Genomic DNA, 20380 nt, shown 5'->3' with positions numbered 1-20380 from the left:
CAGCCGCGCCAGGCCGGCGTCGCTGGCCCGCGCCGCCGCCGCCAGCACCAGGTCGCGCCACGCGGCGGGCGCGGCGGCGTCGGTCCGGCGGGCCGGCGCCGCCGGCAGCACCGTCAGGTAGTCCGCCAGCCTGTGCTCCAGGTCGAGGCTTCGTCGACTGGCCTCCGCCCCGCGGCGCAGCTCGGCCAGGGCCGCCGCCCCCGCCTCCCCCTGCAGCAGGTGCGCCAGGACGGCGGGCCAGGCGGCAAGGTCGTCTTCCACCCGCACGCCAGCCAGGGCCTCGGCGTCCAGGCCACGCGCGCCGAGCGCGGTGGCGAGCACCGGCGTCCCGCGGCCGAGGGCCTCGGCGCTCTTCACCGAGGCGCCGGTCCCCACCGTCATGGGGGCGACCACCAGGGCGGCGCACTGGTGAAGCAGGTGCAGGGTCAGGGTGTCCACCGGGCCCAGGGCGACCCAGCGATCGCCGCGCTCCGGCTCGGCGCAGGCGCCGGCCACCACGACGGTGAAGGCGAGGTCAGGCTGCTGGCGGCGCAGCGCCGCGGTCACCCCCCGCAGCGCCTCGGCGGCCGAGCGATTGGGTCCGTAGGCGCTGCCCACGAACACCACCAGGCGCCCGGCGTCCTTCGGGAGCCCGCACAGGTGGTCCAGGAGCGGGCGGACCGCGCCGGGCAGGGGCGCCACGGCGGCGGTGTCCAGGGCCAGAGGTATGGCCTGGGCCGGCAGGCCGCCGCGTCGCAGCCGGACGGCGTCGGCTTCGCTCAGCGTCGCCAGGCGGGGCGCAAACCCCATGGCGTAGCGCTCGGCGCAGGCGGTCAGCCACCGGATCACCGGCCCGGAGGCCTTCACCTGGTCGGCGAGGACATCATGGGCGGTGAGGATCCACGGTCGCGGCCAACGTCGGATCGCCCGCGCCACCACAGGCGCCCAGAAGGCGTACTCGAGGAAGACCGCGTCGCTGGCCCGAACCTCGGCCTCGACGCGGCGAGCGAGCTCGCGATCGAACCAGGCCGCCAGGTGCAGGCGCAGGAAGACATCCTCGCCGTCGCGGGCCCCCAGCGCCCGCAGGAGGCGGGCCAGGATCCGGCCGCGGATCCGGCGCTCCGCCCGTCCAAGCACCTCCAGGGAGCTGTAGGCGATCCGGCCGTCGCGAGCCGGGGCTTCCACATTGTCCTGCAGCACCTGCACCTGCTCCACCCGGCGGACGAGGAAGTCCGCGACGCTGTTGAGGCGCTGGCTGGCGCCGCTCGCGCGGCGGGGCGCGTCGCCCCAGGGGTAGAACATGGCCACCCGGAGGGGCGCGGCTCCGGCCAGCGGCTCGGCCAGGCCAAGCAGGCGCTCAGCAAAGCTCTGGGGATTGTGCGTCCGCAGCCAGGGTTCGGCGGCCGCAAACGCCGCCTGCGCATAGTGGTCGAAATCCGCGCGCAGCTGCGCCAGCGCCGCCGCCAGGCCCTGCGGCGAGCGGTCGTCGCAGACCACGCCGCCCCCCGTGGTGGCCAGCTGGTCCGACATCCACGTGCCGGCCGTGCAGACCACCGGACGCCCTGCCCCGGCCGCTTCGAGGAGCACGCCGGAGGTGCGCGCCTCGTAGACGTCGCGCCAGTAGGGCAGCGCCACGATGTCGGCGCCGCTCAGCAGGCGGTAGTAGTCGGCGCTGTCGAGCGGCGCCGACAGCAGCGCCACGTTGGGGTGGCGTTCGGCTGCGAAGCGGTCGATGGCGGGCTGCAACGCCGCCGTAGCGTTGTTCACCTGCAGGACATAGGCGAAGTCCGCGGCGTCGCCCCGCAGCGCCTGCAGGCGTACGGCGTCGAAGAGCTCCAGCAGGCCCTTCTCGTCGCGGGCGTTCCCGAGGCTCACCACGCGCAACGGCCGCCCCTGGGCCGGCGCCGCGCGCGCCGGCCGCAGGTGCGTCGTGTGCGGGATGGGCAGGACCTCCACCGGCTCGCCCGCCAGCTTGCCGAGCGCATGCGCCAGACGGGCGCTGTCGCTGGCGAAGCGCAGGCGCACACCGCGGCGCTTCAGCCGGCTGAGGCGGGCGAAGGCCTGCAGGGCCAGCGGGTGTTCGTAGCGAAACGCCTCGTAGCGCAGGAGCAGCACCAGCTGCGGCCCGTTCCGCCGCAGACCCGCCGCATAGTCCGCCCAGCCCGCCAGCTGGCGGTCGGTGATCATGTGTCCGAACACCGTGTCGTCCGGGCCGAGCGCGTGCGGCGGCAGCGCCGCCAGAAGGTCCTGGGCGAACGCGGCGTTGGCGGCGGCCACCGGATCGTCCGCCCCCGGCGGCGCGCCCCAGATGTCGAATCCGAACACCGGGCGCACGCCAAGAGCCTGGGCGATCTCGGCGTCGGCGTTGCGATGCCCCAGGACCACAGCCTCGACCCCGAGCGCGCGAGCGCCCTCGAGGGTGGCGGCGTCATACTCGAAGTGATGGCCGACGAGGTCGCGAAGGGACGGATCGACCACAAAGAGCCGCCGCTCGCGTTGCATGGTCGCCGCTCGCCCCCCGATCGCCCCTCTTGAAAGCACCAAGGCCGGCGGCCCGCAAGGGCTCCGGCGATCGGAGTTTGGCGAGTTTTGGGCTCTCAGCGGCGCGCGGGGCGCAACCGCCGATTACACGGTCCCGAGGCGGCGGGCCGCGTGGCGTGCCGGCCGCCCAACTAGACGTTGCGGCGCAAGGCCCGCAGGCGCGACCAGGGGCCGCAGCCTGCCTCTAGAGCACGGTGCGACGCGAGGATCGATCCGCCTCCACCCAGCTCCGCCGCTCCCGCAGGAAGGCGGGCGCCGCCTCGGCCGCAGGGTCCTCCCGCAAGCCCAGGAACTCCACCTCGCTGGCCTGGTCAGCGATCAATTTCTGAGCCTCGGCGGGCAGACTTGCCCATTGAAGCAGCACCGCATGTCCCAAGCGCCGGACCAGGGTCTCATCTTCGCCCGCACGCGGGATCAGCACCCGCTTGATTTCCGACATCGTCTCCTCTCCCTTAGCTCATCAGGCGGGTGACGAGGAACGCGCCGGCGAACCCCAGACACCCCAGTCCCGCGGCGAGCGCCGCAAGGATCGCGGCCAATGCCCGTCCGTCGAGAGGAAGCGCGAATTCGCCTTCTTCCGGTACGCCAAATGACACCTGCGGCTTCATGCGGGAGGGAACACCCAGCCGCGCACACATGTTCCAGGGCTCGCCTCCTCGACGGATCACGCCTAAGCTATGGATGGGGAGGCCCTATGGCTCACGACCGCACGTTCGTAGCCTTCATGCGCATCCGGGAGGACTGCGCCGTCGAGATCTATCGTCTGAGCGATGGCGCTCGGCTGTACCTGCCCATCGTCGCAGCCTGGAACCGGCATGGACTGCGGATCCGGGCCCGCGCGGCCCGGGCCAGAACCGAACGCCTGAACAGCCCGGCCTGATCAACCGCCGTCGACCCGCTCCAGGACGCGCTTCACCTGCATGGCGGACCAGGCGCCCCCGCGGGGCGGACGCAGCCCCGCCGCCTGCAGGGCGGCGGCGATCTGCCGCAGCGATGCGCCCTCGGCGCGAAGGCGCAGGGCCAGGGCCCCGGGCGCAGCCGCCGCGGCGTCAGCCTGGGCGATCAGCGCCGCCGGGCCAAGGCGCTGGTGTTCCGGACGAAAGCCCTGGGGATTGCCCAGCCGGGTCAGGGTCCGGCGCGGCCCCTGGTAGACGCCGTGTTCGCGCAGGGCGCGACGGATGGTTCGCACGCCCGACAGCGCCGCGGCGCGCCCCCGCAGGACGTCCGCCCGGGCCAGCGGCGTCAGCCATGAGAGGGCGTCGCGGTGAAACGCCGGCCGATCCAAGGCCACGACATCGACGTCTGCGGTCTGTAAGGCCTCCAGCACACGCAGATTGCGCTCAAGCCCCCCCAGGCGCGCGATCAGCAGGACGGCGTTTGTCCGTCGGGCATGCGCCAGGGCGGCCGCAAGGGCGGGACGCGACCCGCCCGCCGGCGCCGCCGCTTCGACATAGCGCTTCGCCAGGTGAACGCCGTGCGCCGCCGCATAGGCGGCGAGGTCCTGCGCCTGTCGGTCGGACCCGATGCGCAGCCCTTCGCGCAGGTAACCAACGGCGCGGCGGCGGGGCGGCGAAGCAGCGGGCATGGCGGGCGAGTAAAGCCCCGCGGCGACCGCCGGGCAATGCGGGTCGGCCGCTGTCCCGGCTTGGGATCACGGCGTTTGCCAAGCTGCGCTGGACTGCGCTATGACGGCTTAGCCTTGGCAGACCCGATGCAGAAGCCCAGCTCCTACGTTCGCACCACCTGGCCCTATCTGGCGCTCCTGGCCGCCGCCATGGTGTGCGGCGCGATCTATCGCCCGGGCCCGGAGAACGCAGACATCGACCTGCCCCTCGGCATGCCGAAGTTCCGCAACCTGGAGCTCGCCGGCGCCGAGTGGGCGGTGAAGCGTCGGCTCGGCGCTTGGGAAGGCGCGCAGTTCCGGGGCACCAAGCTGTCGCGACGCGAGGGCCGGGTCAGCGTCTGCGGCGAGGTGCGGGTGCTGCCGGAGCTGTCCTACCGGCGCTTCCTGGTCACCGACGGGCGCGCCACCCTGGAAAGCGACCGGCCGGCCGACTTCGAGCCGCTGTGGCGCGCCAACTGCCCCAGCTAGCCGCGGCGACGGCAGGGGCCACCCGCGGTTCGTCGGCGGGTCCGGCTCGGATGACCCGTTCCGGGTCAATGCGACCACGCACCACATGAGGTTTGCGCGGCGGCCGCCCGATAGCCACCGGCATGTCGTCGTCGCTGACCACCGCCCCCGACACCCTGGCGCTCGAGATCGGGCGAGCCGCCTTCGCCAGCCCGGCGCACGCGCTCTGCATGCTGGATGCGGACCTGCGCCTGGTGGCGCTGAACGAACCGGCCGCACATCTCATCGCGGGAGCGCGAGACCGGATCGGCCAAGGTGTGCGCGAAGTATTCCCGGGCGCTGCGGGCGCCGACCTGGAGCGGCGCTGCCGCGAGGCGCTGGCCAGCGGCCGTATCGCGACGTTCGAGGCCTCCCACCCGTCGCTGCAGGTCTGGTGCGACGTCCACGCCTGCCCCACGCCCACGGGGCTGGTGCTGTTCTTCCGCGACGCCAGCGCACGCCAGCGCCTGACGTCCGTCGCCCGCGCCTTGGAGGCGCGTGAGCAGGAGCTCGCCCTGATCTTCCACCAGGCGGCGGTGGGCCTGATGCTCACCGACGCGGCGGGCGGACTGCGCCTGGTGAACCAGAGATTCTGCCAGATCCTCGGCCGCAGCGCCGAGGCGCTGAAAGGCCTCAGTTTCAAGGCCTACACCCATCCGGAAGACCTCGCCCGCAACGCCGAGCTGTTCGCCCGCGGCCTGGCCACGGGCCAGCCGTTCCAGCTCGAGAAACGCTACCTGCGCCCGGACGGCGCCATCGTCTGGTGCGCCGTGCACGTCTCCTTCGTCACGCCCGCGGCCGGCGGGGTCAGCTCCATCCTGGTCCTGGCTGAGGAGATCACCGCCCGCAAGGCGGCCGAGGCGTCCTTGGCCACCAAGGAACAGCTGTTGCAGATCGTCGTGGACAGCGTCGACGACCTGATCTTCGTGAAGCACAGGGATGGCCGCTTCGCCCTGACGAACCGCGCCCTCGACGAGGCGTGCGGTGAGCTGATCGGCCTCACCACCTCGGAGCGCTTCGACGCCGACCTGGCCGACGGCTACGAGGCCGTCGACCAGCGCGTGATGGAGACGGGTGCGCCGCAGACGGTCGAGGAGATCATCCCCGTCAAGGGCGCGCCCCGCGCCTTCCAGACGGTGAAGGTGCCCTGGCGATGCGCGGACGAGATCGTGGGCGTGATCGGCGTCTCCCGCGACGTGACCGAGCGACAGCGCGCCGAAGCGGCGCTGCGCCAGAGCGAGGCGCTCAATCGGAGCATCGTCGAGGGCAGTCGGGACAGCATCGTGCTGCTCGACCTGGCCGGTCGCATCGTGTTCGCCAACCTGGCCGGCCTGGCGCAGCTCGGCGCCCGGTCGCTGGCGGAGCTGCAGGGCCGAGCCTGGGAGGACGCCTGGCCGCGCAACGCCCGTCGGCGGCTGCAGCAGGCCCTGGAGAACGCCCGGCGTGGCCGGGTGGGCAAGCTCTCGGGCAGCCTGCGCGAGCAGGCCAGCCGCACGTGGTGGGACGTGGTGGTGTCGCCGGTGCTGGACGACCAGGGTCGGCCCAGGCAGCTGCTGGCGATCGCGCGCGATCTCACGCCGGAGAAGCAGGCGGAAGAACGCATCCGCTGGAGCGCCACGCACGACGCCCTGACCGAACTGCCGAACCGCCGGCTGTTCAGCGCAAGGCTGCAGGGCGCCATCGACGCCGCCCGGGGCCGCCGCACCGCGGCGGGGCTGCTGCTCCTCGACATCGACAACTTCAAGCTGGTCAACGACACCCATGGCCATGGCGTCGGGGACCAGCTGCTGCGCCAGTTCGTGGCGCGCCTGCGACGGCTCGTTCGCGCCGGCGACACCCTGGCGCGCCTGGGGGGCGACGAGTTCGCCCTGATCCTTCCGGACGCCGGCGCCCGGGAGGATCTCGCCGGCAAGGCGCGCGCGATCCTGAGCGCGCTCGAGGCGCCCTTCGACCTGGAGGGGCTCCGCCTGGCCTGCCGCGCCAGCATCGGCGCGAGCCTGTTCCCCGACGACGGTCGCTCGGCCCAGGACCTGCTCACCAACGCAGACATCGCCCTCTACCGGGCGAAGGCCCGCGGACGCGCCGGCGTCGAGGTCTTCACGCCGGCCCTGCGGGCGGACTACGACGCCGGCGCCAGCATGCGGGCCTTGGCGCAGGACGCCCTCGCCCGCCGACTGATCACACCCTACTTCCAACCCAAGGTGGACCTCGCCGACGGCCAGGTCGTGGGCTTCGAGGCGCTCCTGCGGGTCCGCGAGCCTGGCGGCGCGATCCACCCCCCGAGCGCCATCCGCGCGGCGTTCGACGATGTGGTTCTGTCCACACGCATTGGCGAGCACATCATCCGCCAGGTGCTGTCCACCGCGCGCGGCTTCCTTGAGCGCAGCCTGTCGTTCGGCGCCATCTCCATCAACTGCTCTGCGGCCGAACTGTCGGCCGAGGACTTCCCGCTGCGCCTTCTGCGCTGGATGTCCGAGGCCGGGCTGCGGCCCGAGATGATCGAGCTCGAAGTCACCGAGGACGTGGTCCTGGGGCACGGGGCCGATCAGGTCACGCGGGCCCTGACAGAGCTCAGGCAGGCCGGGCTCGGCATCGCCATGGACGATTTCGGCACCGGCTATGCCTCGTTGGCCCACCTGAAGGCCCTGCCGGTCAGCGCGCTCAAGATCGACCGCCGCTTTGTCAGCGAACTGGCGACGGATGGGGGAGACGAAGCCATCGTGCGAACCATCATCCAGCTCGGCGCCAGCCTAGGCCTCAAGGTGATCGCCGAGGGGATCGAGAACAGGGATCAGCTTGCGGTGCTGCGACGACTGGGCTGCGCCTACGGCCAGGGCTTCCTGTTCGCCGCCGCCCTCCCCGCCCGGGAGGCCACGCACCTGCTGCAGAGCCGGCGAAGTCTTCTACCCGGCCACGGCCCCTAGGTCTGGATCTCGCCGCCGTCCTCGTCGGCGGCCAGACTGGCGGCGCGGCAGCGTTCCACCACCTCCCAGACCCGGGCGGCGCTGGCGTAGATCCGCATCCGCAACGGCTCCAGCCGACAGAGCGCCATAGGGGTGGGGTGGAGACGCCCGGAGCGCCACTCCACGAGGCCCGCGTCCACCAGCCGCTGCACCTTACGCCGGACCGTCTCGCGCGGGATCCCCGAGGCCTCGGCGATGGACCGCGCATTCGTGCCGCCTCCGGGCGCGGCCGCCTGGGCGGTGAGCAGCGCCTCAGCGGTGAATGTCCGGGCCTGAGACCGGCTTTGCGCCGCGGCCAGCACGTTCAGGAAGATGAGCCATTCCTCCAGGTCCGAGAAGTGCGCCCGCGCTTCCACCAGCACCGCGGCGATCTCGCTCATGATGGGCGGCCCGACCAGCGGCTCCACCCCTGCGAGGGCGTCCGCCAGGGTGACCCCGGATCGGTAAGACGACATTGAACTCTACGAAAGGGCGTGGGGGGATGCGGGGCCTCGGCGGCGTCCCGGCGTGTTGCGATGGGCGTGCAGGCGCCGCCGAGGGTGGCAAGGCGCCGGGTTGGACCGCGTGGCGCGCGTGGGGCTTTGCGCCCTGCGCCCCCGGCCCGCAGGGGCTCTCGATAGCAGATCGCCCATCCAATCCAAGGCGACGACCGCCCAAACTGGGCCACCCCGTCGCCCTTCGCGGGGCGTGCGGGCCTCTTGCGCCGTAGAGGTGGTGCAGCGCCCCTGGCGAGGCCTCGCAGGCGTGGCCCGTGGCGTTGGGGCCCAGGTCCCAGCCACCGCAGCGCGGATGGCGTCTCGCAAGCGCTCGGCATGGCCGCTTCACCCTGACCCACCTTGAGCGGCCTGTGTGACCGCCGAGCCGGCGATCCGCGACGCATCGCACCGGCTCCGCAGCCCGCCCGCCCGAAGCAGCGCCTTGCCGCCCCTGCTTGTCTGCACGGGGTCCGCGAGCGGGGCGACGCTGCGGCGTCCGCCCTGAGCGCAGATGCGGCGGAGAAGGTTGGCGGCTCACCGGCTCCTGCAGGGTCGCGCCGGCGAGCGCATGGCGGCCGGGTCGATCGGCAGGGGATGGGTGCGATCGCTGGATGGCGGAGGGTTCCGACGGCGTCGCTTTGGCTCCCTGGCGTGCTAGGCTGCCCGCGGGCGAGGGAGGGCGCGGTGGCCGATTTCACTGTCAGGGTTCAGCTGGACGAGGAAGACGACTACGGCGAGCTCCACGACGCCATGGCGCTTGCCGGGTTCACGCGCACGATCATCGCCATGAGCGGCACGACCTATGACCTGCCGTGGGCTGAGTACAACCTTGTCGGCTCGGCGCGGACGGCTCGACAGGTGGCCGATGAGGTTTACAGGCTCGCCGCGGGGCTGAACCCTGAGCCCATGGTCTTTGTCACGCAGTCGGTGCGGCGGACCTGGCGTGGTTTGAAGCCGTCTGCGCCTCCGACGCTGCGCAACCGGCCGAACGGAAGGTGATCTCGCCTGGCGAGCCGACTAACATCGGCGGGTCGCCCTGCGGACGCGGGGCGGCCTTGACCCCGATGACGCCGCAGGTGAGGCTCGACGCGACGCGCACGGTCTCTCCTCGGGACCCGCGGTGCGGTCGGGGCGGTGACCTTGTTTCATGACCTGCAGGACCAAGCCCTCATCCGGTTGGATGAGGCGAAGGCGGTGGTTCGGGCTTGCGCCCAGCCGGAGGAGGGTATGCTGCGCCTGAACCGGCAGCACATCACGAAGGGGCTTTCAGCGTGGCTGCGCCTGCGCGAGGAACTCGCACACCTGGCCGACGGCCGCGCTGCGCTCTATGCGTTCAAGATCGACGATCCCGCGGATCAGGAGAGGGTTCGTGACGCGTTCGCGGGCGCCAAGGCCAAGCCCGTCCCTTACCTCCCCCGGGACAACCGGCGATCGTCCGCCTACCTCTACGTCGGCAGCTCGCAGAGACTTGAGTCGCGGATGGCCGACCACTGCGGTCATGGCTCGTACAAGACCTATGGCCTCAAGCTGGTGGAGTGGCTGCCGGCCGGGGTCGACCTGCAGCTGCGGTTCGCCTTCTACCCCGTGGAGACCGCGCCCACCGCCTTGGCGGCGCTGGAGGAGGCTATGTGGGACGTCGCTCAGCCGATCGCCGGACGGAAGGGCGCCAAGTAGGGCGCCAGCGGCGGTTCACCTGAACATGCAGACAGGGTCTCGAGGGGAGGGCGCGTGAGCGGCAGGTTTACGAGAGCGGAAAGACATCAGCGCGCGTGCGCCCGGGTGGCCATGCTGATCCGCGGCCTGTGGGAAGAGAAGGGCAGTTCGGACACCAGGCTGCTCGAGGAGCCGCTGCTGTCCGACGCGTTCACGGTCGTAGGCCGCTCAGAAGCGTTCACCGGCCGTGGCCGCCGGGAGCATGTGGTCCCCAGGCTGGTGGTCATCCAGCATTGCCACGCGCTGCTGGAAGGCGAGAAACGGGCGGGGCGATCCCCTGCCGAAACCGATAAGCTCATGGCCGAATTCATCCAGCAGACGGTCAAGATCGTGCTGATTTCCCCGGAGGAGGCGCGGCGTCTCGACAGCGCGGCGGGCCATGGCTGGCGGCAGCAGATGCCGCCGGGCTGGGCCATCGGAGACGATGTGTTTCATCGTCTACACGCTGCCGGGATCGCCTGGACGCCCGATCCCGTGGTGGACTGAGGCGGATCTGGCGCGAAGACGCGGCCGGTGAGGCCCTCCCCTCCGCCACGCGCTGCGGTCGAAATCGGAGGTGGGAAGCGCCGCACGCGCCCGTTCGCCAAGCGTCCCGCGATGGACTCTGCGACGCGAGGCGACGCGGCCTGCGCCAGGCCTAAGGGTGGGGGTCACACCCGCAAGGGGCGCCGTGGCGCAGGGGCGCAACGGCCCCCTGGCGCCGGCTCAGCCCGGCTTCGGCGAGTCAGGACCGGGCGCGTCCGTGCCGGCTCTCACGGGCGGCCACGTCCACGAGCGCCAGCAGCGCCGCCGAATAATAATCCTCCCCGCGCAGGCCCGCCGCCGGGGCCTGGCCGGTGAGGGTCAGCTGGGCGACGCTGTCCATGCCGACGCTCGCCGCGAAGGGCGCCGTCTCCCCCGTGCGCACGTCGATCCAGGCCGGCGCGCGCTGCGCCGGCCGCCGGGCGCTGCGCCACCACTGGCGCGGCCCCGCCATGGCCAGGTCGCGGCTGCGGCCGGACCAGGCCAGATAGAGCGGGACCCGCACGGCGTCGAAGCCGAACCGCGGGGGATTGGCCGGGTCCGTCCAGAGCCCGCCGGCGGTGTCCACGCGCACCCAGTCACTGGGCAGGAAGTGCGCCCCGAACCGCGCATCGCGCACCAGCTTGAGACTTTCGTCGCGCACCTTGGGCCAGGGGCCCCGCGGCTCCAGGGCGGCGAAGGCGTCCAGCGCCGGCAACACCGCATAGGAGGGATTGACCACGACCGAGTCGGGATGGACGAACCCGGTCAGCCCGGGCGTGAGCAAAGTTCGCGAGCCCTGCCGCACCACCAGACGCTCGAGGATCGCCGCCCGGATGGCCGCCGATTGCTGCGCATAGCGCGGCTCCTTCCAACGCTGCGCGGCCCGCTGCAGCGCCCAGGCGATCATCAGGTCGCCGTCCGTGGCGTTGTTCGGATCGGCCACCGGCTGGGCGGCGGATGGATCGTAGCGCCAGGAAAACAGCCGCATGTCGGGCCGCGACAGAACCCGGTCCGTCCAGGACCAGATGCGGTCGAAGGCTTCGCGATCGTTGTAGGCGGTGGCCATGACCATGGCGAAGCCCTGGCCTTCGGAGTGGCTGATGTTCCGGTTGCCGGTGTCCACCACGCGGCCGTCGGCGAGCACGAAGCGACCCTTGAAGTCCGTCCAGGGGCCGGCTTCCGCGCAGGCGCCGACGCCTGGCGCGAGCATCAGCGCCAGCAGCAGGAGGAGCCGCCCGACGCCCCTAAATCCCGTACGAGAATTCAAGGACGTCGCCGCTCGGATCGTCATTGTGCTTGGCGGCCATGTCCGCGCGCCCGCCCTGTTGCTGCAGCCAGACCGTATAGACGCCTTCCAGCAGGGCGGCGAAGGCGCGTCGCCAGGCGCCGGCGGCCGGATGGTCGAGCCCCTGCCCGGGCCACGCCCGGTGGCGGATGGCGATGTCGCCTTCGCGCACGGTGAGGGTGGCATAGCCCCAGTCGAGCTCCGCCAGGGTCGCGTTCAGCACCTGCTCCAGCTCCTGCACGGTGGCCACCGTCGGCAGGGCGCTCTCCTGGCTGACGCGAATGCCGATCTGACGGAAGAAGCCGCGCGCCTCCTCCACCTGGAAGTTCTCGAACAGCTCCGCGGCCAGGGCGAGCAGCACGCTGCGCCACTGCGGCCCGAAGCGGCGCTGTGCGAAGTAGCGAAGGTCGCCCTCTTCTGAGCCGGCGGACGCAGGCCCCGGCGCCTGGAGCGTTCTAAGCATGTGGGTCCCTTACTGGAGATTCACGAACATCTGACGAAGATAGAATTTCAGCCGCACCTCGTTGTAGATCCCGAAGGTGTCGATGCTGAACTCGGCGCCCGCCGCCGTCGACGGCACGATCTTGTACTCGCCAGACGCCCGCGCCGCCACGCCGACCCCGGTGCGGCTTTGCGCCTCGTACCGGGCGCGGATGGTCGGATCGATCGAGGCGTAGGTGGTCAGCGCCGTCTGCGCCGCCGCGCTGGTGGGGAACACCGGCGCGCTGTCTTCGCTGTAGGCCTGCACGCCCAGGGTGAGCCCCGCGTCCCAGCGCCAGGACTCCCGCTCGCGCTGGTAGGAAAGCGGCAGCGACAAGGCCACGAACTGCTGCGGGCTGAAATAGCCGCCATGTCCGTAGCTGAAGAACCGCAGGTTGCGATCGTAGGCCTGCATGTTCACGTTGACGCCCAGCTGCAGGCGGTCGCCGTCGGAGTCGATGGGGCGGAAGTAGGCGCCGGCGTTGAGCTCATAGGCGGTGTTGTCGGCGACATTGCGCCCGCTGAGCTGGCGATAGGCGGCGTCCACATAGGCGCCGCCGGAGCCGAAGGTGAGCGAGCCGCCGAGCCCGCCGCCCCGCCGGATCACCCCGCCCCATTCCGCGCCGGTCTGCGGGTCGGTGTCTCCGGAGTAGGCCAGGACGCTGTCGGTGATGGGACGCTGTTCGATCGTAGCCCGCAGCTGCGCGGGTCCGAGGTTCAGCCGCCCCGTGAGCCCGCCCGCCAGGCTCGGCCGCTTGAAGCCCAGGGGCGTCGTGCCGACGTCGAAGGAGATCGGCGCGCTGTCGAAGAACAGGGCGACGCCCGCCCCCGTGGCGGTGCGGTTCTCCTCCGAGCGCGGGGCGAGAACATCGCCGTTCAGGGTCGCTTCCGCCGCGATCAGGGGCGTGGTGCCGAGGTTCAGCGCCGCGTTCTCCGACGGCGCGCCGGCGGAGATGATCACCGGGTTCACCGCCACCCCGAGCCGCCCGAGGCCCAGGGGGGCGGCGGAGACGGCCGCCCGGGTGCTGGCCTCGAACAGGCGGCTCGATCCCTGCTCGCCGGTGCGCGCGCGCAACGTGGCGGACCCCTCCACCTGCGGCGCGGCCGCCTCCCGTAGGCTGGTGATCTCGGTTTGCACACGGGTGGCCAACGGCGCCGGCGCCGGAGCCCCGGCGGTGGGGTCGGGCAGCATCAGCGGCGCCGCCTGGGCGTAGCCGACCCCCGGCGTCGGGTAGCCGCCAGGGGCGACGGGGGCCGGGCCGCCATAGGCGGCGCCATAGGGCGCCGCCGGATAGGCCGGCGCGGGCGCATAGCCCCCTCCGTACGCCGGCGCCGGCGCCGGCGCTGGGTAGACCGGCTGCGGCAGCTGGAACGGCGCCGCGGGGGCCGGCGGATAGCCGTAGGCCGGCTGCGGATTGACGCCCGCCGGGTAGCCCGGCCAGGCCTGCGGCACGGCGTTCGGCAGATAGCCGCCCGCCTGCAGGGCGTTGCTGCCCAGGACGTCGGCGGCCGGCGCGCCGGCCGCGGGGATCGAGGGATAGAGCGGCGGCGGGGCGGCGACCTGCGCCGAGAACAACGGAGCCGCCGGCCCAGGGGCGACCAGCGCCGCCGAGGGCGTCCGGTTCAGGAAGGGATTGGGGCCCAGGGCGCCTCCGCCCCCCGGAGCCGCGCCGCCGCGCAGCGCCTGGCTGCGGCCGCTGCGAAGCAGGGTGTCGGCGCGCTCGAAGGCCTTCAAGGCGGCGCGATCGCGGCCTCGCGCCTGCTCCATCTGGCCGATCTGGTAATGCAGCTCCGGATCGTTCGGGCGCAGACTGGTGGCGCGCCGCAGCAGGCGCTCGGCGCGATTGAGGTCCCCCGCCGCCTGGGCCGCCTGCGCCGCCCCCAGCACCGCGCCGGCGTCCTGCGGCGCCTGCGCCAGCACCGCGTCATAGGCCTGAAGCGCCTGCTGCGGCATGCCGCCGCTCTGATACAGACGGCCCAGGGCGCTGAGGAGGGCGGTGTCCCGCGGCGCAAGCGCGAAGGCCTGGGAGAGCGTATCGAAGGCTCCGGCGTAGTCGCCGGCCAGCCGCAGGCGATCGGCGCGTCGGGCGCTGTAGAGCGCCGCAAGGCTGCGATAGCCGTTCACCTCCGCCGGCTGGGCCTGGGCCTGCTGGGCCGCGGCGGAGAGAAGTTGCATCGCCGGCCCGTCCTGGCCCGTCTGGGCGAGCACCGCCAGGAAGCCGGAGGCCTCCTGCGGGGCGAACCGTGCGGGCGGCTGACGCGCGGCCTCCAGGGCCAGGGCCCCGGCCTGGTAGGCGTCCCCGAGGTCGAGCAGCAGCTCAGCCATACGCGCGCGGACGGCGAAGCCCGGCGTGCCCTGCGCCAGATGCTCGCGCAGCAGCTGCACCGCCTGCGGCGTCTGCCCCGACTGCGCGAGCTGGCGGGCCTGGCCCAGCACCCCCTCCCCCTGCACGCGCACCGCGAGCTCCCGGACCGCCGGCGTGCGGCTGTGCTCCGGGATCCGCCGCAGAAGGGCGGCCGCCTCGTCTGGACGGCCGCGGGCTTCGGAGAACAGGGCCGCCGCCTGCAGACTCTGGGCGTCGCTCGCCGTATAGAGCGGCGCAGCCACGGTCTGGGCCTGGGCCGCCTGCCCCTGAGCGATCAGGAAACGGGCATACTCCAGCCGCGTCCAGGGATCCTGCGGGGCGGCGCCGAGGGCCGCCGCCAGGGACGCCCCGGCGCCGAAGGCGTCGCCCCGGCGCTGGAGGTCCGCGGCCCGGGCGCGTTCCACGGCCGCGCGCGCATCCGTGGCGCGGCCCTTGGGCGCCCCGTCCAGCACCCGCAGGGCCTCCTCGAACCGACCGAGCTGGGAGAGCGCCTGAGCCAGGCCCGAGATCGCCTCCACCCGACTGGGCGCGCGCAGCAAGGCGTTGCGGAACGCCGCCTCCGCCTCCGCTGGCCGATCCTGCGCGGCGAGCGCCTGTCCGAGCAGCACCTCCGCCTCCACCCGCTCGGGATGGTCGCTGGCGACCAGCCGGCGGGCCTCCGCCTCGGCCTCGGCGTAGCGGCCGGCCACGTGCGCCGCTCGGGCCCGCTCCAGGCCGCCGAAAAACTGGGCGCTGCGCAGGGCCTCGCCCCACCGCGCCGCGCCGCCCTCGCCGCGCACGGCCCGCCCCAGCAGCTCGCTGGCTTCCTGGAAGCGCTGCTGCTGCAGGCGCACCACTCCCAGCCCGCCGGCGGCGTCAAGATCGCCCGGACGGGCGCGCAGCGCCTGATTGAACGCGCGCTCCGCGTCCGCCAGTTCGCCGCCGTTCAGCGCGCGGAAGCCTGCCGCCCGGGCTTCGCCGCCAGGGTCACGATTGACGGCCGGGGCGGCGGGCGCGGCCGGGCCGGCGCTGGCGGTGGGGTTCGGAGCGGGCGCGGGGCCGGGGGTGCGCGTGCCCCCGCCCGCCGTGACCACCGGCGGCGGCTCCGGCGGCGGCGGCGGGGGCGGCGGCGCCGTGGCGGTGCGCAACCGCTGCTCCAGCTCCGTGACCCGGCGGTCGCTGGCTCCGGTCACGCCGCGCAGCCGGCTGAGCCAGCCCTGCGCCTGCGCCACGTCGCCGTCGTCCACCGCATAGGTCGCCAGCCGTTGCAGCACCTGCGGGTTGTCGGGACTGGTGCGCAACGCCCGCTGCAGGGCGTCGGTGGCCAGGTCCTTGCGACCGCGGCGGCGCTGGGTTTCGGCCTGCCGCAGCAGCGCCGCCACCCCGCCCGCCTCCACGGCCTTCGGCGCGGCCTCCCGCTGGACGGCGGGGGTGCGTCCGGACGGGGTGATGACCTGCGGCCCCGCCTCGCTCGGGAGGCGCGGCGCCACCTGGGCGACGGCGGCGGTGGAGGCCAGCAGGGCGGAGACCAGAGAGGTGGCGGCAAGCTTCATCGTCAGGCTCCGGTCTGGCGCAGGCGGATCTTCTCAAGCGCGATCATGAGCAGCCAGATCGCGCCGCCCAGCACCGTGGCCGCCGCCAGCAGCGCGAAGGCCAGAAGCACAGGATTGCGGCTGGCCCACCACATCACCGCCACGTGCCACGGCAGCTTGCCAGACCAGAAGTCCGGCGCCACGCGGAAGCTCTCGAAGCTGCGCGCCGAGACCACCGCCAGGTCGCCCTGCATGGCCGCATTGGCCTCCGGGCGGGCCAGGGCGTAGACGATCTCCGGCAGCCGCTGCGACGAGGCGGCCAGCACCGCCACCACCACCCGGTCGCGGTCGGCGGGGGATCGCCAGCTGGCCACGCCGGCGAAGTCGTTCTGGGTCACCAGGGCCGCATCGGCCGCGCCGGGGTTGCGCTGACCGATGTTCGACCCGAAGCGGGCGAACAGGCGATCCAGCAGAGCTCCAGCCGCCACCCGCAGGCGACCGCCCTCCTGGCGCACCGGCGCGCCCTGGAACAGGCCCTGCGCCTGGTCCAGCAGGGACAGCGGGCCGATGATCAGGATGTCGCGCCCGCGCAGAGGGGTGTTGTCGCCGGGGCCGGCCACGGTCAGGCCGACCGTCGGCGCCCCGGTGCTGTCGCCGATCCGCCCGGCGATCGCCAGCAGCGCCTCCACATCCGCCGGCTGCGGCTGGGCCGGCATCACGGCCACCGTCTCCGACAGGTCCGCCACGCGGCTGAAGGGGAAGCCGGCGCTGGCGAAATAGGCCAGGTCCGGCATGCGGGAGAAGTGGTGCGCGTGCCGCAGGTCGATGGTGGAGTCGGCGTCGATCCCGGTGCGCACCCCCTGCGGGATGTCGCTCTCGCAGCGGCCCTTCTTGGCCACGTGCAGGTCGTAGAAGAACTGCAACTGGTTCTGGCCGAAGATGGCGTAGCCGGGGATCTCCACCGAGGCTTTGCCGCGCAGGTAGGAGACGCCGAGCAGGTCCTTCGCCTGGGCTACGCGGCCCTCCGGACGCAGCGGGATGGAGCGGATGTACTTGTCGTTCGTCAGGATATCCAGGCGCGACATGTTGTAGTCCAGCCAGGGACCGGCCGGATACCGGTAGCCGAAATTCACCTTGGCCCCGGCGCGCGGCCAGAAGAACAGGTCCGGCGCGGTGCGGAACTCGGCGGTGAGCAGACCTGGCCGAAGCCCCAGGCCCTCCAGGTTGGCCGGGCTGACGAGGTCGCCCAGGCGCACCGGACGGGTGGTGTCCACCCAGCGCGGGGCGTCGTAGGGCTTGCGCTTGCCGAGCGCGGTCGGGGTGACCAGGGCGACCTGGCCCGACAGCGACTTGGGCGCGGCCGCCAGGGTGCGGGCCGCGGCCAGGATGTCCTGGTCGGAGGTTCCGGTCACCACCAGCAGGTTGGCGTAGGCGTTGCGCGGATTGCGCACCAGCAGCACGGACGCGCCGCTGGAGGCGGGCACGGTCCAGCCGCCGATGTTCGCGCCGGCCCGCGCCACCACCACGCCGGACCCGGCCGGCAGGTCGCCGTAGGTCACCGGGAAGGCATAGCCGCGGAAGCTGGCGTTCATGCCGAAGTAGGAGGCCACGGCCGCCGCCGAGGCGATCTGGCTGGCGCTGGGCGCGCCCGCGAACACGAAGGGCAGACGCAGCGGCTCCGGATCGCTGGCGTCGAAGAACGGCGCCGGCAGGCGGGAGAGATTGTCCCCCATCGAGAGCTTCTGCAGGGTCAGGTCGAGACGGGTGCGGGTGTTGCTGATGTTGGCCCACAAGGTGGAATGCAGCGGATCCTCGCAGTCGCGGGTGTAGTGTCCGACGAACCGGAACCCCAGGCGGTTTTCGTCGGTGAACAGGCCGGGCTCAATGGGCACCGTCACGGTGGCGCCCCCGGCGCCGTCCGGCGTCAGCGGGATCGTGCCGACCACCTCGTCGTTGAGCAGGATGGTGAGGTGGCTGAGGTCCGGCAGGAGCTGCGGCGAATAGGCGAAGTTGAGCGTCAGCTGCGCCTGGGTGACCACCTCGTCCTGACGCACGTTGAACGGAATGCCGGCTTCGCCCAGGACGCCCACCAGCCGCAGGGGCTGGCGGACGTCGAGGCCCTCCAGGCTGAGGGACACCCGCCGCACCCCCTGGGCCGCGCTGGGCGGGGAGACCGTCGCGGCGGCCGGCGGCGCCGGCCGGCTGGCGGCGGTCGGCTGCGCCTCGGCGCGGCCTGCGGCCCCGGCCGCGAAGAGCACCACCAGGCCGCCGAGCATGGCCGCCAGCCCAGCGACCGCCGCCGGCGGCTGGATCTCGGCGGGCGCGCGCCGGTCGGTGCTCACGCGCCACCAGAACAGCAGGCTCAGGCTGGCGCGCCACAGGTCCAGGAAGGACTGCCAGGCCGTCCAGCGCAGGAGCTCGTCGGGGGCCGGCCAGGCGTCCGCCCGACCCATCACCACCCGCACCAGCTCCCGCCGAGCTTCGAGGGACATGTCGGTGAACATCAGCCGGACGCGCCCGCGGCCCGCGCCGAGCGTCTGCACCGGGAATCCGAAGCTTCGTTCGGCGGCGTCCACTTCCACGTGGCTCACGGTCCGTCCGCCGTCCAGCAGGTCGTCGGGCGCCGACACGGCCATGCCGCCCATGGAGATGTTCATGGTCTTGGCCATGGCGATGTGTCCATCTTCGAAGAAGAGCCTTACGGGCAGTTCGACCTGCAGGTGCGCGCGCGTGCGGACCTGTCGTGTTTCGCGCCCCACCGCCAGCGCCGTCATCAGGATCAGCAGGCTGAAGAGGCTCCAGGTGACGTTCAGGAGCACGGTCTCCGGCGCGGCGTCGAAGACCTGGGGCAGGAGCAGTTTGACGACGCCCACGATGATGCCCAGCACCAGCAGGCCGGCGCAGATCAGATGCGGCATCAGCACCCGCCAGTCGAAATAGCCCTCTTCGAGCAGCCCGCCCTTGTCCGTCACGTTGAACTTGCCCCGCTTGGGATCGATGAGGGGCAGCACCGCCGGACCCACCAGGTGGAAGGAGATCAGCGCCTCGTAGACTTCCCCCCAGAAGGCGCGCCGGTACTTCCCCTGCACCCGCTCGTTCACCAGAACCGCGAAGAGCAGGTGCGGGCCGGCATAGGCGAGGATCGTCAGGGCGCTGGCGGCGATGATGTTCTGGTTGGCGAGCAGATAGGCCAGCGGCGAGGTGAGGAAGACGATGCGCGGCAGCGGAAACTGGAAGTGCAGCATCGCATTCAGGTAACAGATCCGCTGCCCGAAGCTCAGGCCGGGGCCGAGCAGCGGATTGTCGATCCGGAAGATCTGGGTCATGCCCCGCGCCCAGCGCGCCCGCTGACCCACGTGCAGGGCGAGCCGCTCGGTGGCGAGCCCGGCGGACAGCCGCGCATTGAGGTAGGCCGTGTTCCAGCCCATGCGCTGAAGCTTCAGCGCGGTGTGCGCGTCCTCGGTGACGGTCTCCCCCGCGAAGCCGTTGGTGGCCATGAGGGCGGTGCGCCGGATGATCGCGCAGGAGCCGCAGAAGAAGGCGGCGTTCCAGAAGTCATTGCCCTTCTGCACGACCCCGTAGAACAGGTCGCCCTCGCCGGGGATGTCCTTCACCGCCACCACGTTCCGCTGCACCGGATCGGGCGAGTAGAAGTAGTGCGGGGTCTGCAGCAGGGCGAGCTTCGGGTCGGCCTGGAACCAGCCCACGGTGAGTTGCAGGAAGGCCCGGGTGGCCACGTGATCGGCGTCGAAGACGCAGATCAGCTCGCCATCGGTGATCTTCATGGCGTGGTTGAGGTTGCCGGCCTTGGCGTGCTTGTTGTCCGGCCGGGTGATGTAGCCGCAGCCGACCGCCTCGGCGAAGGCCTGGAACTCCGGCCGCCGGCCGTCGTCCAGGATGAACACCCGGAAGCGATCGCGCGGATAGTCCTGGTCCATGGCCGCGAACACGGTGTCTTGGACGATGTCCAGGCTCTCGTTGTAGGTGGGGACGTAGATGTCCACCGTCGGCCAGCTCTCCGGCGGACCCTCCAGCTCGTGCACGTTGCGTTCGAGGGGCCAGACGCACTGGATGTAGCCCAGCACCAGGATCAGCCAGGCGTAGAACTCCGCCAGGTAGAGACCGAAGCCCAGGGCCGCGGCGAGCGGGTTGTCGAACTCCAGCGTCTGGGTGGTCCGCCACCACATGTAGCGGGTGGAAAGCGCCGTGGAGACCACCACCAGCACGATGGTCATGCGCCGGCTTTCGGAGAGGTTGGCCAGGGCTGCGGCGGCGGCGAAGATCGCCAGGCCGAAGATCATCTGACCGCCGCGATCCAGCGGCACGGTGACGGCGAGCAGCACGATGGCCGCGCCCAGGACGAGCGCGAGAATGCGCAGCGGGCCGGCGAGAACGGGCGGCGGGCTCAGCCGGCCGAGCAGGGTCGCGAGAGCCTGGGCGTGCGGCACAGCG

General features: G+C 72.5%; 15 protein-coding genes. 6 read left to right on the top strand and 9 right to left on the bottom strand.

Annotated features, from left to right (window positions below; genetic code table 11):
• The 3 genes from ACE3Q8_RS07875 to ACE3Q8_RS07865 form a co-directional block, all read right to left on the bottom strand.
• Positions 1 to 2481 (bottom strand): glycosyltransferase (locus tag ACE3Q8_RS07875; RefSeq protein WP_374469709.1); only part of this gene is annotated, 2481 nt, incomplete at its 3' end.
• Positions 2482 to 2704: 223 nt separating this feature from the next.
• Positions 2705 to 2959, bottom strand: coding sequence for a hypothetical protein (locus tag ACE3Q8_RS07870; RefSeq protein ID WP_374469708.1), 255 nt, complete (start codon positions 2957 to 2959; stop codon positions 2705 to 2707).
• A 13-nt stretch (positions 2960 to 2972) separates the two neighbouring features.
• Positions 2973 to 3128 (bottom strand): hypothetical protein, encoded by a 156-nt coding sequence (locus ACE3Q8_RS07865; RefSeq protein WP_374469707.1) that lies wholly within the window; start codon positions 3126 to 3128, stop codon positions 2973 to 2975.
• Positions 3129 to 3214: 86 nt separating this feature from the next.
• Between ACE3Q8_RS07865 and ACE3Q8_RS07860 the strand changes: the two genes are divergently transcribed.
• Complete coding sequence (locus ACE3Q8_RS07860) at positions 3215 to 3400, top strand: hypothetical protein (RefSeq protein ID WP_374469706.1); 186 nt, start codon at positions 3215 to 3217, stop codon at positions 3398 to 3400.
• Here ACE3Q8_RS07860 and ACE3Q8_RS07855 read toward each other — a convergent pair whose 3' ends face one another.
• Positions 3401 to 4105 carry a recombinase family protein gene (locus ACE3Q8_RS07855; RefSeq protein WP_374469705.1) on the bottom strand — a complete coding sequence of 235 codons (705 nt, stop codon included), beginning with the start codon at positions 4103 to 4105 and terminating at the stop codon, positions 3401 to 3403. It abuts the gene before it with no gap.
• 126 nt (positions 4106 to 4231) lie between these two features.
• Here ACE3Q8_RS07855 and ACE3Q8_RS07850 point away from each other — a divergent pair, with 126 nt between their 5' ends.
• Positions 4232 to 4612: a hypothetical protein gene (locus tag ACE3Q8_RS07850; RefSeq protein WP_374469704.1), complete on the top strand. Its 381-nt coding sequence runs from the start codon at positions 4232 to 4234 to the stop codon at positions 4610 to 4612.
• 122 nt (positions 4613 to 4734) lie between these two features.
• Positions 4735 to 7554, top strand: a complete 2820-nt coding sequence (locus ACE3Q8_RS07845; RefSeq protein ID WP_374469703.1) for an EAL domain-containing protein — start codon at positions 4735 to 4737, stop codon at positions 7552 to 7554.
• On the opposite strand, the gene ACE3Q8_RS07840 is transcribed toward ACE3Q8_RS07845, so the two are convergent.
• Positions 7551 to 8048 carry a helix-turn-helix domain-containing protein gene (locus ACE3Q8_RS07840; protein WP_374469702.1) on the bottom strand — a complete coding sequence of 166 codons (498 nt, stop codon included), beginning with the start codon at positions 8046 to 8048 and terminating at the stop codon, positions 7551 to 7553. The genes ACE3Q8_RS07845 and ACE3Q8_RS07840 overlap by 4 nt on opposite strands.
• 705 nt (positions 8049 to 8753) lie before the next feature.
• Here ACE3Q8_RS07840 and ACE3Q8_RS07835 point away from each other — a divergent pair.
• The 3 genes from ACE3Q8_RS07835 (at position 8754) to ACE3Q8_RS07825 (ending at position 10268) form a co-directional block, all read left to right on the top strand.
• The gene (locus ACE3Q8_RS07835) at positions 8754 to 9068 is read left to right on the top strand and encodes a hypothetical protein (RefSeq protein WP_374469701.1); all 315 of its coding nucleotides are present in this window, start codon (positions 8754 to 8756) and stop codon (positions 9066 to 9068) included.
• Between the two features lie 228 nt (positions 9069 to 9296).
• Positions 9297 to 9743 (top strand): hypothetical protein, encoded by a 447-nt coding sequence (locus tag ACE3Q8_RS07830; protein WP_374469700.1) that lies wholly within the window; start codon positions 9297 to 9299, stop codon positions 9741 to 9743.
• 105 nt (positions 9744 to 9848) lie between these two features.
• Positions 9849 to 10268, top strand: coding sequence for a hypothetical protein (locus ACE3Q8_RS07825; protein ID WP_374469699.1), 420 nt, complete (start codon positions 9849 to 9851; stop codon positions 10266 to 10268).
• 238 nt (positions 10269 to 10506) lie between these two features.
• On the opposite strand, the gene ACE3Q8_RS07820 is transcribed toward ACE3Q8_RS07825, so the two are convergent.
• From ACE3Q8_RS07820 to bcsA, 4 genes are read right to left on the bottom strand one after another with little or no spacing between them, the layout of a single operon-like run.
• Complete coding sequence (locus ACE3Q8_RS07820; RefSeq protein ID WP_374469698.1) at positions 10507 to 11553, bottom strand: glycosyl hydrolase family 8; 1047 nt, start codon at positions 11551 to 11553, stop codon at positions 10507 to 10509.
• Positions 11531 to 12034: a cellulose biosynthesis protein BcsD gene (gene bcsD / locus ACE3Q8_RS07815; protein ID WP_374469697.1), complete on the bottom strand. Its 504-nt coding sequence runs from the start codon at positions 12032 to 12034 to the stop codon at positions 11531 to 11533. Before bcsD ends, ACE3Q8_RS07820 begins: the two co-directional genes overlap by 23 nt.
• A gap of 9 nt (positions 12035 to 12043) precedes the next feature.
• The gene (locus tag ACE3Q8_RS07810; RefSeq protein ID WP_374469696.1) at positions 12044 to 15949 is read right to left on the bottom strand and encodes a cellulose synthase subunit BcsC-related outer membrane protein; all 3906 of its coding nucleotides are present in this window, start codon (positions 15947 to 15949) and stop codon (positions 12044 to 12046) included.
• A 2-nt stretch (positions 15950 to 15951) separates the two neighbouring features.
• Positions 15952 to 20376 (bottom strand): UDP-forming cellulose synthase catalytic subunit, encoded by a 4425-nt coding sequence (gene bcsA, locus ACE3Q8_RS07805; RefSeq protein WP_374469713.1) that lies wholly within the window; start codon positions 20374 to 20376, stop codon positions 15952 to 15954.
• Positions 20377 to 20380 lie beyond the last annotated feature (4 nt).

Origin of the sequence: Phenylobacterium sp., from assembly GCF_041913825.1 — a bacterium.
Lineage (GTDB): Bacteria > Pseudomonadota > Alphaproteobacteria > Caulobacterales > Caulobacteraceae > Phenylobacterium.
The sequence above is the reverse complement of the archived record's forward strand: the minus strand, read 5'-3'. Positions and strand labels throughout refer to the sequence as shown.

Bases quoted from the DNA above. Each gene is read 5' to 3' on its own strand.
- ACE3Q8_RS07860 (WP_374469706.1), top strand. From the start codon at position 3,215: ATGGCTCACGACCGCACGTTCGTAGCCTTCATGCGCATCCGGGAGGAC.
- ACE3Q8_RS07850 (WP_374469704.1), top strand. From the start codon at position 4,232: ATGCAGAAGCCCAGCTCCTACGTTCGCACCACCTGGCCCTATCTGGCG.
- bcsD (WP_374469697.1), bottom strand. From the start codon at position 12,034: ATGCTTAGAACGCTCCAGGCGCCGGGGCCTGCGTCCGCCGGCTCAGAA.
- ACE3Q8_RS07840 (WP_374469702.1), bottom strand. From the start codon at position 8,048: ATGTCGTCTTACCGATCCGGGGTCACCCTGGCGGACGCCCTCGCAGGG.
- ACE3Q8_RS07865 (WP_374469707.1), bottom strand. From the start codon at position 3,128: ATGAAGCCGCAGGTGTCATTTGGCGTACCGGAAGAAGGCGAATTCGCG.
- ACE3Q8_RS07855 (WP_374469705.1), bottom strand. From the start codon at position 4,105: ATGCCCGCTGCTTCGCCGCCCCGCCGCCGCGCCGTTGGTTACCTGCGC.
- ACE3Q8_RS07845 (WP_374469703.1), top strand. From the start codon at position 4,735: ATGTCGTCGTCGCTGACCACCGCCCCCGACACCCTGGCGCTCGAGATC.
- ACE3Q8_RS07830 (WP_374469700.1), top strand. From the start codon at position 9,297: ATGCTGCGCCTGAACCGGCAGCACATCACGAAGGGGCTTTCAGCGTGG.
- ACE3Q8_RS07810 (WP_374469696.1), bottom strand. From the start codon at position 15,949: ATGAAGCTTGCCGCCACCTCTCTGGTCTCCGCCCTGCTGGCCTCCACC.
- ACE3Q8_RS07870 (WP_374469708.1), bottom strand. From the start codon at position 2,959: ATGTCGGAAATCAAGCGGGTGCTGATCCCGCGTGCGGGCGAAGATGAG.